The organism is Mucilaginibacter metallidurans (assembly GCF_003286435.2).
Classification (GTDB): Bacteria; Bacteroidota; Bacteroidia; order Sphingobacteriales; family Sphingobacteriaceae; genus Mucilaginibacter; species Mucilaginibacter gossypii.
On sequence record NZ_CP043449.1, the window covers coordinates 1,294,317 to 1,309,092 of the forward strand.

Annotated in this window: 13 protein-coding genes; 4 read left to right on the top strand and 9 right to left on the bottom strand. The window is 40.2% G+C overall.

The annotated features are described in order from the left end of the window. Positions 1-22: 22 nt before the first annotated feature. From DIU38_RS05685 to DIU38_RS05695, 3 genes are all read right to left on the bottom strand, one after another. Entirely contained in the window at positions 23-1,462 is a 1,440-nt protein-coding gene (locus tag DIU38_RS05685; protein WP_112658547.1) for a SusD/RagB family nutrient-binding outer membrane lipoprotein, read from the bottom strand. Positions 1,463-1,491: 29 nt separating this feature from the next. Then, on the bottom strand, positions 1,492-4,731 hold the full coding sequence (locus DIU38_RS05690) for a SusC/RagA family TonB-linked outer membrane protein (protein ID WP_112658545.1): 3,240 nt from the start codon (positions 4,729-4,731) through the stop codon (positions 1,492-1,494). Between the two features lie 725 nt (positions 4,732-5,456). Next, entirely contained in the window at positions 5,457-5,876 is a 420-nt protein-coding gene (locus DIU38_RS05695) for a hypothetical protein (protein ID WP_146750281.1), read from the bottom strand. A gap of 209 nt (positions 5,877-6,085) precedes the next feature. Here DIU38_RS05695 and DIU38_RS05700 point away from each other — a divergent pair, with 209 nt between their 5' ends. Continuing rightward, the gene (locus DIU38_RS05700; protein ID WP_112658543.1) at positions 6,086-6,727 is read left to right on the top strand and encodes a response regulator transcription factor; all 642 of its coding nucleotides are present in this window, start codon (positions 6,086-6,088) and stop codon (positions 6,725-6,727) included. On the opposite strand, the gene DIU38_RS05705 is transcribed toward DIU38_RS05700, so the two are convergent. The 3 genes from DIU38_RS05705 to DIU38_RS05715 all read right to left on the bottom strand — a co-directional run bounded on the left by DIU38_RS05705 (position 6,722) and on the right by DIU38_RS05715 (position 8,781). Further along, a complete protein-coding gene (locus DIU38_RS05705) occupies positions 6,722-7,858 on the bottom strand; it encodes a sensor histidine kinase (RefSeq protein ID WP_149354039.1) in 1,137 nt (378 codons plus the stop codon). The genes DIU38_RS05700 and DIU38_RS05705 overlap by 6 nt on opposite strands. Continuing rightward, entirely contained in the window at positions 7,816-8,493 is a 678-nt protein-coding gene (locus tag DIU38_RS05710) for a tetratricopeptide repeat protein (protein ID WP_149354040.1), read from the bottom strand. Before DIU38_RS05710 ends, DIU38_RS05705 begins: the two co-directional genes overlap by 43 nt. Positions 8,494-8,583: 90 nt before the next feature. Beyond that, positions 8,584-8,781, bottom strand: a complete 198-nt coding sequence (locus DIU38_RS05715) for a hypothetical protein (RefSeq protein WP_090526723.1) — start codon at positions 8,779-8,781, stop codon at positions 8,584-8,586. A gap of 539 nt (positions 8,782-9,320) precedes the next feature. Here DIU38_RS05715 and DIU38_RS05720 point away from each other — a divergent pair. Together DIU38_RS05720 and DIU38_RS05725 are read left to right on the top strand one after the other, a co-directional pair. Continuing rightward, positions 9,321-9,923: a hypothetical protein gene (locus DIU38_RS05720; RefSeq protein ID WP_112658539.1), complete on the top strand. Its 603-nt coding sequence runs from the start codon at positions 9,321-9,323 to the stop codon at positions 9,921-9,923. Positions 9,924-9,972: 49 nt separating this feature from the next. Then, positions 9,973-10,773: a hypothetical protein gene (locus tag DIU38_RS05725; protein ID WP_112658537.1), complete on the top strand. Its 801-nt coding sequence runs from the start codon at positions 9,973-9,975 to the stop codon at positions 10,771-10,773. A gap of 150 nt (positions 10,774-10,923) precedes the next feature. On the opposite strand, the gene DIU38_RS05730 is transcribed toward DIU38_RS05725, so the two are convergent. Continuing rightward, the gene (locus DIU38_RS05730; protein WP_112658535.1) at positions 10,924-12,018 is read right to left on the bottom strand and encodes a pepsin/retropepsin-like aspartic protease family protein; all 1,095 of its coding nucleotides are present in this window, start codon (positions 12,016-12,018) and stop codon (positions 10,924-10,926) included. A gap of 175 nt (positions 12,019-12,193) precedes the next feature. Then, a complete protein-coding gene (locus DIU38_RS05735; RefSeq protein ID WP_112658533.1) occupies positions 12,194-12,682 on the bottom strand; it encodes an Lrp/AsnC family transcriptional regulator in 489 nt (162 codons plus the stop codon). 125 nt (positions 12,683-12,807) lie between these two features. On the opposite strand from DIU38_RS05735, the gene DIU38_RS05740 reads away from it, so the two are divergent. Next, positions 12,808-14,220: an MFS transporter gene (locus DIU38_RS05740; RefSeq protein ID WP_112658531.1), complete on the top strand. Its 1,413-nt coding sequence runs from the start codon at positions 12,808-12,810 to the stop codon at positions 14,218-14,220. On the opposite strand, the gene DIU38_RS05745 is transcribed toward DIU38_RS05740, so the two are convergent. After that, a complete protein-coding gene (locus tag DIU38_RS05745; RefSeq protein WP_112658529.1) occupies positions 14,194-14,730 on the bottom strand; it encodes a DinB family protein in 537 nt (178 codons plus the stop codon). The two genes, DIU38_RS05740 and DIU38_RS05745, sit on opposite strands and share 27 nt — an antisense overlap. Positions 14,731-14,776: the final 46 nt, after the last annotated feature.

A 14,776-nucleotide genomic window follows, 5' to 3' on the forward strand; every position in this document is an offset into this window, starting at 1 on the left:
GTTGTGTCAATTTTTAAAATGATTATTTACCACCATCCCACCAAACTCTTGTATCCTGAGTATCGCCGCCCATGCGTGTAACTGCCGCGCTAACGTTTGCGCCGTTTGTATTGTACTCTGAAGTAGCATACACAAACCTCCTTACAATTTGCTTTGATGCGTTTGTAGCATCAGGAGCAGGCGTAAGTACTGGGTATCCACTTTTCCTCCAGATATCCCAGGCCATATGGCCGTCAGGGTAACTTGCCACCCAACGCTGAGTTGAAATTAGCTGAATGTTAGGTGTGCCTAAGCCTTGTGCGAAAGTTTTACCCGCAGCAGACGTTAGCCCCCACTGTACGAACGATTCACCTATACCATTTTGGAAATCGATGGCTACTGTTTCAGATGTTGTTGGAGTGATCCAGCCCAGGTTTACAGCTTCGGCCCTTGCCAGCCACACCTCTGCAGCTGTGATCAGGGTTACTGATCCGTTTTCAAGCCTGAAGTCGCCGCGTAAAACACGTGCCCATTTTGGGTTAGCATCGGTAAAAGAGGTCACCGCTAAACGCGCTAAGCCGTATGGAACGCCAATATTTGATGTCGTAACGTTACCCGCCTGCTCACTCTCGCCGCCAAAAGCTGCCTGGCGCGGATCGCTGGTGCTCGCGGTATAATCGGTAAGGGTTTTTGATTCGGCAAAGTCCTTACGTCCGTTATACAAGTTCCACCATGCGCTTTTGTAATTACCTCCAGGATATTGAAGTTTGAAGTTTTGATCGGTAGTAGTTATTACTCCTCCATTAGCTGGGGTAATAGCTTCGTTGGTTGCCGCAGATGCGATGGAAGAAGAAGCGGTTACCTTTGACATTTGAATTGCAACAAGCAATTTAAGGGAGTTTGCCATTCTTTTCCATGATGCCACATCACCACCATAAATGATGTCACCGCTTATTGGCGATGAATCAAACGAATTTATAGCCGTAGTCAGCGTGGTAAGTATGCCCTTATAAATGGTTTCCTGGGAATCATATTTAGGCAATATGTTAGCCGCCCCTTTGAGTGCGTCGCTGTAAGGAACATCGCCCCACGAATCCGTTACTATCCAGAAAATATATTGCTGCAGTATTTTAGCCACATTAACCATGTTTTTACTTGGGTTTTGGTTAATGATAAGCTGCAGGTTATTAAGATTACCTGCATAATTGCCTGTAAACCCGTTTTGGGGCAGGTTGTACAATGAAGTACCTGAATACTGCGTTTCGGTAAAATATTGAGCGTACTGGCCTCCGCTTATCGCTTCGGTGCCGGTTGAAGCATAACCGCCTAAGCCTGCTTCAACGTTTGATAACAAGGCCGAAGGTATCGGCGTTACTGTTGCTGCAGGATTGTTGTTTACGTCGCCAAAATCCTTTAGCTTATTGCAACCCGCGCCTAAAAAGGTAAACGCGCCCGCTAATGTATATAGATATATCTTTTTCATTTTTTCTTAGTCTAATAATCCTTGTTCGCTTAGAATGTTACTTTTAGGTTGAAACCAAAACCCCTCGTGCCTGGGTATTGGGCAGTTTCACCTTCTGTCGCGGTGATCTCTGACGGATCGAAATCCTTAGATTTAGCGTATATCAACAATAAGTTACGGCCGGTTAAATCAATCCTTGCCGATTGGAATACATTTCCTAAACCCCATCTTTTAATCGGCAGGTTGTAACCTACAGCAACCTCACGAAGCTTGATGAAAGTCAAGTCGTAGATGTAGGGATCGTAAGTTTTATTGTTTGTTAAACCCTGATAGTATGATTTTGCGTCGACGTAATAGGTCACGGCTTTATTGTCGGCATCAACACCGGTAACTTTAACACCGCCACCATCAGCAACAGGGTCACGTACCGACATGCCTTTATCGTTAAGTGCCGCCGTATTAGCCGTTAAACCGCTATATTGACCCCAACGGTTTGATAATGAAGCGAATTTGCCACCAAACTGATAGTCGATATTTGCGCTCAACACAAATTCTTTAAATAAAGTGAATGTATTTTGTATACCACCGGTATATTTAGGCAACGCACTGCCGAAATATACGTTAGGATCATTGATGTAAGCGCCGGATGAAGTAAGAATTGGGACCCCGGCAGCATTGCGTTTGATACCGTTACCGTAAATTTGGCCCCACCATTTGCCTTTTTGATTGATCAGGTAAGGCATGTCTGTACCCCATACACCTGCAACCTGCACACGGTCAACACCGTATTTATTGCTGATCTCTACTACTGTATTATCCAATAACTGTGCAAAGTTGGCATTAACTGTCCAGCTAAAGTTTGGTAACCGGATAGGGGTACCGCTTGCAGTTATCTCCAAACCTCTCCGTTTGATCAAACCTACGTTGGTCAGGATAGATGATACACCACTGGCAGCGTTAACCGCTAAGCCCAATGGAAGGTCTTTGTCATCTGCAGCCCAGTAAGTAGCGCCAAAAGTTAAACGGTCGTTAAAGAAACCTAAGTCTAAACCAATCTCTTTTGAAGTAGTGGTTGTGCCATGTAAGGCAGGGTCAACAAATTGGGTTGGGCCACCTTGCAATAAGGCGCCATTCCATTTATTTGGAGCGATACCGTATAGCGTATTGTTCCTGTATGCGCCAAATGTTTCGGTTGAGTTACCTAAGGCTAATGGTACCTGGCCCCATGATCCCCTTACTTTACCATAGTTTAACCAGTCTTTAAATTCAGGTAATACCTCGCTGAATACGAATGACCCACCAAATGATTTTGACAACACTGAGTTAGCGTTGTTTATAGTAGAGATGGTTGAAAACCAGTCGTTACGTAAAGTCGCATCAGCATATACAATCCTTTTGTAATTGGCAGAAGCTTTTGCAAATACCGCTCGGTATTGCTCCTGGATCCTGGTATTGCTGGCACTGATCGGATCGACAGAGTTTGCTAATGTATACAAATCCGGAACGCTTAAACCATTGTTGGTGTTTGCACCGTTGTCTTTGTAACTCCAGTTGTAAAAATCGCTACCGGCATTAACATTCAGGTGGAAATCTTTGATCTGCTTATCATAGTTAAGCAAGGTTTCGTAGTTTTCGCGGTTTGAGTATGATGTTGAAGTGCCATAACCTGCTTTTTGACCTGTTTGAGTGCCGCTTGCCTGTATTTCAGATGAAATTTTGCCTTCGTTCCAGGTGTTGGTTTGATTGCGGCGGTAGGTAACCTTGAAGCTTAAATCATTATTGATCTTGTACTGTAAGTATATGTTTCCGTACAAACGGTCGCGGGTGTTAAGGTTTTGCCATTGTTTTTGCCATAAATAAGGGTTGTACCAATAGTTACCCGCATAAAACGAGCCCGGGTTTGATGGATCGTATGAGTTAGGGTTTTGGTGGTTCCAGCTTACATAGGTGCCGTCAGGTGATTTTAGATCCTGTAATTCTTTCATGATACCCATGTCCAAATCACGGTGGAACCATGAGTTGAACGAGCCACTTGAAGCGCTTGCGTAAGCATCACTGATCTGGCCGTGAAGTTGTGTACCCGAAAAGTTAATACTTGCACCTGCTGTGAGGTGTTTGTTAAGATCGTAGTTGGCGTTTAAGGTGAAGTTGTTTTTGTTTAGCCAGGTTTCAGGCACTATACCTGTAGTGTGCTGGTTATTGTATGACATCCTGATGTTGTAATCATCAGCTGCTTTAGTAAATGCCACACTGTTATTTAAAGAAACACCGGTGCGGAAGAAATCCTTTGCGTTATCTGGCTGTGGGGTCCATTTGGCAGTTTTGAAAGAGTATTTGGTACCAGCAGCCCATGCATACCATGGAATATATTCCTGGCCAACCATTTTAGGGCCCCAACTACTGTCGTCGGTATAATCCGGGTAATATTTGCCATCTAAAGCTTTCCATCCTTCAGGATCGCCGTCTTTCCAATGGTATTGAATGAAATCTGCAGAAGCACCGCCACCATAACTGTTTTGGTAGTTAGGCAGAATATAAGCCTTGTCGAAATTGGCACCAAGGTTTAATTCAACACCAACACCCTTGGTTTTTTTACCCTTTTTAGTTGAGATAACGATAGCGCCATAAGCTCCCTGTGAACCGAACTGAGCAGATGCTGCAGGACCATTCAAAATACTAATGTTGTCGATGTCGTCATTGCTCAAATCGTCGGCGTTTGGCATTATTGTACCGTCAACAACATATAAAGGGTTGTTACCGCTACCAAAGCCCGTAGCACCACGAAGCCTGATGTTGGTATTGCGGCCCAAAGCTGCAGCCGACTGGCTACGTACCTGAACACCTGCAACCTTACCTGCCAATGCGTTGTTAACGTTAGGCTGGCGGATAGTGTTCAATGCATCTGACTTTACTACCTGTGCTGCATATGAAGCCGATCGTGATGACTGTTTGGTGCCATAAGCACCAGTAATTACCACTTCTGACAGTTTATTAGCGCTGCTTGTTAGTTTAACATCTAATGGTGTCGAAGTGATTTCAACTGTTTGAGATGTAAAGCCAATAAAGCTAAAGCCTAAAGATTTTGCAGAGGCAGGAACAGATAAAGAAAATTTACCATCTGCATTTGTTTGCGTACCGAGCGTGGTACCTACAACTCTTACGGACACGCCTGGCAGCGGTAGTCCATCGTCTTTTGAAGTTACCCGGCCGGTAACCGTTTTGTTTTGTGCATGTACCACACTAATAAATAGCATGAACAAACACCAGCTTGCGAGTAGGAGTTTTTTCATTGTTAAAAAATCAGTTTTAGTTAATATCCAAAACTACAATTTTTGTAATAAAATGAAAAAAAAGTTAAAAATTTTTTAAAGTTTTTTATATATATTAAAATATTTATAAAAAAATTGATAAAACGTTAATGCAAAATAGGTGAAATGTGGTTTTTTTTGAATTCTTCATATGAAATTCATATAAAATTTATATGAATTTTAATTTTCAAGGCGGTTGGTACGATGTTTATGGAAAATGACATGAAATATTACTTTATAAAGCCAGTATTAATGAGATATGTAAGTAATAATTGAAAAAGCTTGTTCTTTTTTAAATTAAAAAACTAAATATACGTTTGAGAAAAACGTTTTAGTTTACTTTTTTAAAAATAATAATATTTTTTGTAAAAAGAAAGTGACAAATGACTGAATATTAAAAAATTAATGGGTGAAAGCTTTTGCTTGTAATACCCGAATTGCTTTTATGAATATTTAATTAATTGATTGTTAGGTTTTTAATTATTTGTATTCTGGATATATTATTATTTTTGTCAGATTCTATTTTTAAATAAAATGTTTTAAAAGGAATTTAATTGTCAAACTGTAATAGCAAGGTATTTTGATTGCAGCCATTTTTTGTGGTTTAATAAAAATGGGGGGCGGCACTTAGCACTTCAATGCAGCTTAATTACTTCATTAATTGCCAGATAGCAAATATCCGCCGCCATGAAGTTGTCATCTGCCGATTATGCAACCTTAAAGGATTGTTTGTAATGGTTGCAGGCAGGAGCAAAGACGCTTAAATTGCATTGTGAACAAAAAGTGTTTGCGACACCTGTATCTTTTTCGGCATTTGAATGAATAGTTGGGTTGGACTTCCCTTGTATTACTATTGTCCTGTTGGAATTTGAAGGATTGATGAGCCTGACTGTTGATGATGTCGCTAATGCAGCTGTTTGAGGCTCATATTCACTAACAAGTAATTGAGGGGATATCCCCGAAACAAAGTGAGTGGCTTTGTTATATTTAAGTAACCGGTAATCTCTTCGGTCTGGAAGTTTGCTCTGAGGCCTTGGTAAAACTATCCCGTTGTCATAAGATTTATCCTGCAATAATGCGATTATGCAAATCAGCATTATTATAAATGTGCTAATAAAGTATTCCATCACTTTTTTCTGTTAATAGGTTTCGGTATATATTGGGTACAGTAACCGGCTAAGCGTAATTCATATAAATAAGATGTGCGATGGCTTTTCATTTATCTAAGTTTGTTTCGGTAGAACAATTTTATAAACAGAGGCCGGGATGCACAATACAAATCAGTTGGTATTTTATGAAATAAAGATAAAATATAGATTTACAGTGAATTTATTATATGGAAAGCACCGTGGAAAAACTATCAGTAATAATAGCAGATGACCATACTTTATTTATAAACGGCTTACACATGTTGTTGCAGGGAGAGCCAGATATAGAGGTAATGAGCGTTGCAGCAAACGGTAAGGAATTATTGCATTTGTTACACACCCAAACACCCAACCTCATATTGCTTGATATCAATATGCCGGGTATGAACGGGTTCGACGTACTTAAGCGGATAAAGGATTACTATCCTAAAATTAAGGTAATCATGCTTTCCACATATAATGAGGAGCACCTGATTGAAAAAGCAAAGGCTGAAGGTGCCAGCGGCTACTTGTTCAAAAATGTCGGGAAGGCTGAACTATTACAGGTAATGAGCTCCGTAGCGCAAGGGCAACTGTGTTTTCCCTGCAAACAGCCGGTTGTTAATTCCATGCCTAATGAACCGGATCCTTTTTTAAAGCAGTTCCAGCTTACTAAGCGGGAAACTGAACTTTTACAATTTATAAAACAGAATTTTACCAACCAGCAAATGGCCGATCATCTTCACTTGAGTATTTATACTGTCGAAACACACCGTAAAAATATTATGCAAAAGCTTAATCTGAAAAATCCGGTTGAGCTTAACCGGTTTATAATGCAATATAATTTATAAAGGCTTATTGGTGAGTGGGATATAAATAGAAACGAGTGTGCCCCTGTTAGGATGCGAATCAAATTCAACCCTGCCTTTTAAAAAATTTATCCGCGACATTAGATTGTTTAAGCCCATGCCTTTAAAAATATCAGGATTGGTTGTGTCAAAGCCTATGCCATTATCTTCAATAGTGAGGCTGATGTTTTCATCGCTTCTTATAAGTGAAATGTCAACCCTGTCGGCATGAGCGTGCTTCATTACATTGTTTACACTTTCCTGTAATACCCGGTATAAAATGATCTCGATAGTATCGTCAAACGGCGAATCAAACCCCTGGCAAAAAAAGTTTATTGCAATATTATTATTCTTAATATTCTCAATAAATTGTTTAATTACTTTTGCTAACCCTGTTTTATGAAGTGCCCAGGGCATCATATTGTGTGATATCGTTCTTACCTCTTTAAATCCATAATCAACAAGGTTAATTGCTTTCTCAAAACGGGTTCTTTGCTCTTCATTTATAAAAAGTAATTCACTGCCTATAACTGACAGGTTTATTTTTGCCGCCGATATTATTTGGCTAACACTATCATGTAAATCCCTGGCAATTCTTTGCCTTTCACTTTCTTCAGCCGCAATTATAGCCTGCATAGCCATATTGCGTTGTTTTAGCTTGTTTTGTTTATAGTAAAAAAAGCCTGTAAAGAACATTAAAAGTGTAAAAACACAGATACCCGCCATCCAGTAATTACGCTTTGTTATTTCAAATTGCTGTTGCAGCACCTGATCCTCACGTTGTTTTATTTCGTATTTTGCCTGTAGTTCATCAATTGTGCTGTTGCCTGAGGTTTTAATTGCTGCATGCTTTTTTAAGTAAATCAGCGATTGCTTATAGTTGCCCAATTGCTCATACAAATCAGCTATTTCATTTGTGGCGCTTCTTTGCATATCTGCATAATTTATTTGTGTGGCAAACTGAAGGCTGTTTTTTAAGGCATCGAGAGATTGCAGATATAACCGTTTGTTTTTATACAATACGCCAAGGTTAAAATAGTTAATTGAAAGCGCAAGGGTATCATTTAATGATTTTTTGACATCGATGGTTTTTAAAATTTCCTGTTCTGAGTCGTTTGGTTTAATGCTTCCCATAACATCCCCATAAATTTATGGCTGTATGCTTCAGAGGTGTTTTCATTGGTTTGCCGGGCAAGGTTTAAAGAGTCATTTATGTCGAAAGCCTGCCTGGAGTAATTTAAGGCCTCCCGGTAATTGTTTTTTGCCTCATATAACGTCGCGGCCAGGTTTAAAGCTTCTATCAACTCTGTACGGTCGCCGGTTTTTGGGGCGTACGAAATTGCCAGCATGCAAAATTCAAGCGCTTTTTTATGATTTTTTAATTTTACATACGCTTTCGCTAACCTGTAATAACTATCGGTTAAAATGTACTGTTGATTTATTTTGTTGAGTGCAACCGCGGCAATATTGTAATAATATGATGCGGAATCATATTGGTTAGTTTGGAAATAAGCTTCTCCTAAAGTTTGCGATAGTAAAGTAATTGCTCTTTTATTGTTTAGCTTATGCGCAAGGTTCAATCCTTCTTTTGCAACTATAATGATTTTAGCCGGATTTTTTTCAGCCGGATGGTTGGCAATCTGAGTAGCGGCGGTTAAGCGTTTTTGTGTAAGTGATTTGCTGAAAACAACCTTTTCTAAACTGTCAATATTTTGACCGCAACACGGAATTACAGCCAAAATAAGCAGAAAAAACAAAAGGTATTTCATATTCGGGTTTTTGGTCCCGGTTAAAGATAGCAATTTGATATTTATCAGCAAAAGCCGTTGGGCTTGGGGTTGTTACCGGTTAATGTGTTTTTAAAATCTGGAGATGAATATTATTAAAGCAGATAATACAGCTAACACGAAAAACATAATTTGCCGTTGCCTGGCACTGATAATGTTGGGTATTTTGCCTGTTCCCTGCAATTTGTCGAGCTTAAATTTATACATAGCCGATAATCCCATAAAAGTTAGGGAAACAAAGCCCGCGAGGTAATTTAAAGTACTTTCCATGGTTTTTTAATTTAGATGAAACGCGATGAATTAATTTGTTCAAAACCATTTATGGCTTTGTTTTATATTATTTCACCATCGTGCTTGACAGTACAATTTTATGGAGAGGCCGAAATTCACACAATACAAAGCAGTTGGTATTTTGGAGTAACACCATAAAGCTTATTTTTACAGATGAAATATTGGAGGTAAGTATATCATGTAGAAACACTATTTAGTATTATACAGATAGCATATATTGGAAAGCCGTGTGCCGTAATCGATAAAAAGGACTAACTTTAATAATGATTTTGCAATATAATTCTAACCTATACCTAAAATCATTATTGCTCATTAACAATCAATAAAAATTAAATTAATAAGCTATTATTCACCAAATAAAACTGACTGATTGTATTGAAAGCAATCGCTTTCTGCATAAAGATAATTAAATGGAAATGTCATACATCGTCCAAAAAAAGAAGAGAAACCGGCGACTCAACAGCTTAATACCATGCTTTATTTGGTTATTAGTTGCCTGGGGGGGCTTAAGTAATACCATGGCCCAGAGCCGTAATAATCAGTCGGACTGGAACGTGCCGCCGCCGTTAACGCCTGGTACAATTACCAAAGGAAACACTCATGGCAATGGTTCGGCGGGTAAGCCGATTGTACTTACGCTTACGGATATCCCGGTAGTTGCTCAGCCCTTTGTTTCAGCAACTCAAATGCCTGTGCTGGCTGAAGTTGGCTCAACGCCACCTGTGGTTGATGCACCCGACCAACCCGATGTTAATGGTGCAACTGCGGGGTTACCTGAAATTCCATCACCTGAAGCGCCCAAAGCTCCGCATTTGCCAAAGCAAATAATGCAGGACCTTCAGTTTTCAGCGGTTATGAACCTCCCTTTGCCAGAATCGCCGGAATTACCGCCAGCGCCTGTTGAGCCAACCGTATCAGGCCAGGTGAATATTATAAAAGGCCCCATTCCGATAATGCCCGATATAACAAGTACGGTACTGCTTTTACAGCCTTCCGAAAATCTTATACCCTGGTCTATCCCGGAAATTCCCGAAAGCGAGAGCTTTAAAATGGCATCGCCTGCGGGAACGAAGGATGATAAGTTAAAAGGTAAACCCCAATCAAACAGGAAAAAACACTAACTGTGACATAATGTCAAATTATTAAAGGCATTATAACAAGAACACCAAAATGAAAAGTACCCCAATTGAGTTAAAATATATATTAGTTATAATATTAGCTTTTGCGAGCGGTGTTACCTATGCCCAGGGCAGATTTAAACAGGGAGATGAGTTTCAAAGGCAGGTAAATACAAAGTCAAATTGTGTTTTACAGCGCGGCAGCCAAACTTTGCGGGTTGGTTCGGTTTCAATTGTTGTTAAAACGTACAAAGTAACCGATGCTTCTGAAAGGGGGGCCTCTTTTACTATTACTACTAACAAGCTTATCGATACCATAAATGCAATGAACCAGAACCTGGTATATAACTCAGGTAAACCTGCCGACCCAAATTCTGTTATCCAGGTTGGTTTGCAAAAGATGTTCAATAATCAATCGATAGTTTCAGTAAACAACAAAGGCGAGATCCTGAATTTAAAACGCCCGGCTGTTGCCAATGATACACTTTTATCTTTTGCCGGCATCCAGCCTGAACGGCTGTCGCCAGGGACTACAATACAGTTAATGGTTGATTTTCCGGTTGGCATCACACTTAAAAAGGGCTATTCATGGAAGGTTACTACTTCATCGGCCGAAACCAACTATACAGTTTATGCAATAAGCAGTACAACTACTGTTGTTACCTATAAAACTTCGGTTTTAGGCGGCAGCTTAAATAGCCGGATAAACGGATCAATACTCATAGATAACAATACCGGGGTTATTTTAAAACGCTATTCGCAAAGCGTTTCTACTGGCTATGAAATGGTAAATGGAATAGTTTACACCGCCACCCGCCGTACTGCAGTTACGGAGATTTGTAATAAAAAATAGACTTTTATCTCCTTTGATTTATTTAAAAAGCGCCGCTGTAAATTTGTAGTGCATTGAAAAAGTCATCTCGTGACAGGGGATGAAAAAGGAGCAGAAATTATGAAGGCCGGGTTTTTGAAAATAATGTTATCGCCGGTAAAGCATTAATGTTTAGTTATTTTTTAACCCGATCTGGTGGTTGCCATAATCGGTTAGGTATTCATTACTGATGAAAAAATCGAGACTAAAAATGGTACGGTAATCACCCGTATTATTGGGATTTTGCACTTCTGTTAGGTTTCCGGTGCTTGATGTTGTATAAGTATAAACAAAGCCCTTGTTGGTAGTTACAGTTACGGTCGAATTTGCCGGAAGGCTGCCTATTGAGTTGGTTGCCAGCCTGTCTTCAATTACAGTAGTTGATGGGGTTCCTGTATCAAACAAAATCTGTCCGGAGATGGTCTTGCCATTGTAAGTAATAGTTGCAGGGATATTAGGTGAGTATCCGCCGCTGTTTGAATAAGAAAGCGGGTGCATAATGAATCCAGATGATGAAAGATCACTGTTGCTTAAGCCGATAGTTAACAGATTGCTAACATAAGTTCCACTGGTAGAAAATAAGCTTTTATTTAACGTGGCCAGCTTAAATCCGCTTGTAAGGTCGGTGCCGGTGCTAAAGGACCTTAATGGGCTTTGAATCAGGTTGGTTACATAGCTTGTACCGGGGCCAACACCAAAAACATCGCTGGCATGGGCCGATAATTGCGCACCAGTTTCATCAACTATTTTGTAGTATAAAAAAAATGGCACCCTTTTTAACGTAAGGTTGCCCTGTGCGTCGCCGATGGTGATATTGGCGTAGGCTAAATTGCCGTATTCTTTCGTGGAGCTTAACTGGTCGCCAAAGCTTATCGTGCCCTTGGTATTAGTAACCGTAATACCGTTCACAACCACCGAATCCCCGGTAAACTGGATGCCTGACGATGTGATCATTGATGCAGGCAGGATACCTGCGGCATCAAGCGTCATTCCTGATGAACCTGTATCAAACACGGTATAATAAGTCACTGCTTTTGTGCCTACCAGCGTAATGGGTAAAAAGATCCGTTTGTTTACCCCGCTGGCGTATTCATATAAACCAAGCGTAACAGGACTTACTTGTGTTTGAGGCGCTACGGTTTTATCTTTTTTACAGGAAAAAAAGGCAACCGTTATTAATAAACAACCAATAATTTTGGAAGTAAAAAGTAAATGTTTTGCAGTCATATATGTCTGTATATAAACCCGGTTGGTAATAATTACGATAAAAGTGCCGTTTTAGTTGAGCTTAAAATTAAGATAACAATTTGATATACCGGGTTAATGAATCGATAAAACGGGGTGTTGAACCGATTAATTATCCGGACATATAAACGGACGGAGCACGCTGCTATTGTGTAAGTTAAAGCAAATGATTGGTTTCTTTGATAATATCCATTACAAAAGTGCTTTTTGAGTGGCCAATACCCTTTACTTCGCTTAGCTTATTTACAAAAAACGAATGGTAACTATCCATACTTTCAGAAACAATTTTGAGCATAAAATCAAAATCGCCCGATATGTTATAGCATTCTATCACTTCGTCAAATTCCAGTACAGCGTTAATAAAATCGGCACCTGCTTTGCGGCTATGTTCGCGCAGGGTTACCATGCAAATAACCATGATGCGTTTGTTCAGCATCCGCTTATCTAAAATGGCGGTATAGCTTTTAATGACCCCCGCTTTTTCGAGGCGTTTAATGCGTTCATGTGCGGGCGTAGGGCTTAGGTTGATCTTAACGGCAATTTCCCGTACGGTAAGCTTGGCATTCCGTTCAATCAGCCGTAATATTTCGTAATCTTTTTCATCGAGCTGGATGCCGGCTTTTTCTTGTTCTGTGTGTGGGGCCATAACGGTGTGTTAATTGCGCGTTTGTTCTTTTAAAATGCTTAATTTTTTAATTATGTTCCAAAATTATAATAAATATCATTATTAATTTCTATTAGCATAGCTTTGAAAGGACAAAAATCAAAATTATGGCACTAAAAAAGAACAAGGTCCTGATCATAGCCTCTATGGCCATATTTGTCGAAGCGCTTGACATCGCCATCATTAACCTCACCATTCCGGCAATACAAAAGCAGTTTGTGGTCACTAACGACCAGGTTCAATGGCTTCAAACACTCTACGTGCTATTGTACGGCGGTTTCCTGATTATAGGAGGTAAGCTGTCTGATGTTGCCGGACCAAAGAAGGTCTTTATTACCGGTGCGGTATTATTCCTGGCAACTTCATTAGGTGCCGGCTTATCAGGTACTTTTGTGTTTCTTAGTTTATCGAGGGCCGTACAAGGCCTGGCTGCAGCGCTGATCATGCCATCGGCACTTTCCATCGTAACGCATACTTTTACCGAAGAACGGGAGCGGAGCAAGGCTATCGGAATCTTTAGCTCATTCGCGGCGGTTGGTTCAGGAAGCGGCCTTTCCATCGGCGGAATTATCAGCACCTATTTAGGCTGGCATTGGGTGTTTTTGATTAATGTGCCAATACTGGTTTTTATTATTGTTATAGGCTGGCTGTGCCTGGCTAATGATGCCCCTGAACAAAGGCAGTCGTCTCCCGATCTGTTTTCGGGTATTTTATTGGTGATGGGTTTGCTGATGCTTAGCTACGGTGTACACCAGCTTGCGGATATCAAACAACAATATACTTTTATTATAATTTGTGCCATAGGCGTGGTTGTTTGCATGAGGCTGTTATATGTTCGTTTAACCCGAAGTGCAAATCCGCTGATAGATCTTTCAGTTTTTAAAGCGTCATCAGTTATTACCGCAAATGGTGTATTCATTTTGTTAGGTGCATTTTTTACCGGGTACCTGTTCATTATATCCCAATTATTGCAAAAAGACATGCAATATACTGCAGCACGATCTGGCCTGTTACTGGTGCCTTTTAGCCTGTTATCGGCCATGGTGGCTAAGTTTATGCTGCCAGGCATCATGAAACGGTTAACAACCGAACAAACCGGGTTGTTGGGTATGAGTTGTATGTTAACCGGGGGGCTGGTTTTAATTTATGCGGTATTTACAGGCTACTCTCTCCCTTTACTGCTGTTATCTGCTGCTTTTATATCTGGTTTAGGTATGACCATCTGTTTTACAAGTTTGTCGGTACTTGCTGTAAAAAACATCCCCAAGCAACACTACGGGTTGGCATCAAGCCTGGGTACTACCGCTTACTTTTTAGGTGCCGGGGTAGGTTTGTCTATACTCACACTATTTATGCAAAAAAGCGACGAAGGCGCTTCTGTGAGCACTTTATCGCTTGTTATACTTAGTATGTATGCTTTAACCGGTTTGCTGTGGCTCATTATTTACGTTGCAAATTCGGTAGCCAGGAACATGCAGGTATCATTAAACGAATCACAAAGGCTGCCCGACGTTTTTTAACTGGTGAATGTGCTTCTGAGTATGATAGCAAATAAGATAGAGCCATTCTAACCGGGTAAGCTCACCAAAAAAAGGAACTACCAGGTCAGTACTAATGGCATATAGATCTTTGGAATTAATTACTTCTCTGACCTGGATGATAACTGTTTGTAATAATTCGATAAGCTCAGATTTATTGTGAGGCCCGTCTGATGGCAATATGTTTGGTGCTGATTTGAATTTAGCCTCAAAATCAAGAAACAGGTCTTTTATCATTTTGACTTTTTCGGCCGGATCTCTTTCTGCTGCTTTGTCGGAGCCGTTAAGTACCGGAACAAGTTGTAAAGCCGATTTAAAAACATGCTCCGCTATCTGTCCGGCTGTCCATCCGCCGTGGGGTGGTACAATATTAATTTGTTGCTCATTGAATAAAGCAATGGTTGATAAAAGTTTGCTGGCAGTATCCTCAAATACTGCCAGTAAGTCAATGCGTGCATCGGTTTGGAGGGTGGTGGTTATTTGATTTTCCATGATGTTTTGAAGATTGATTTATACAAATCTCCATGCAAAATCAAAA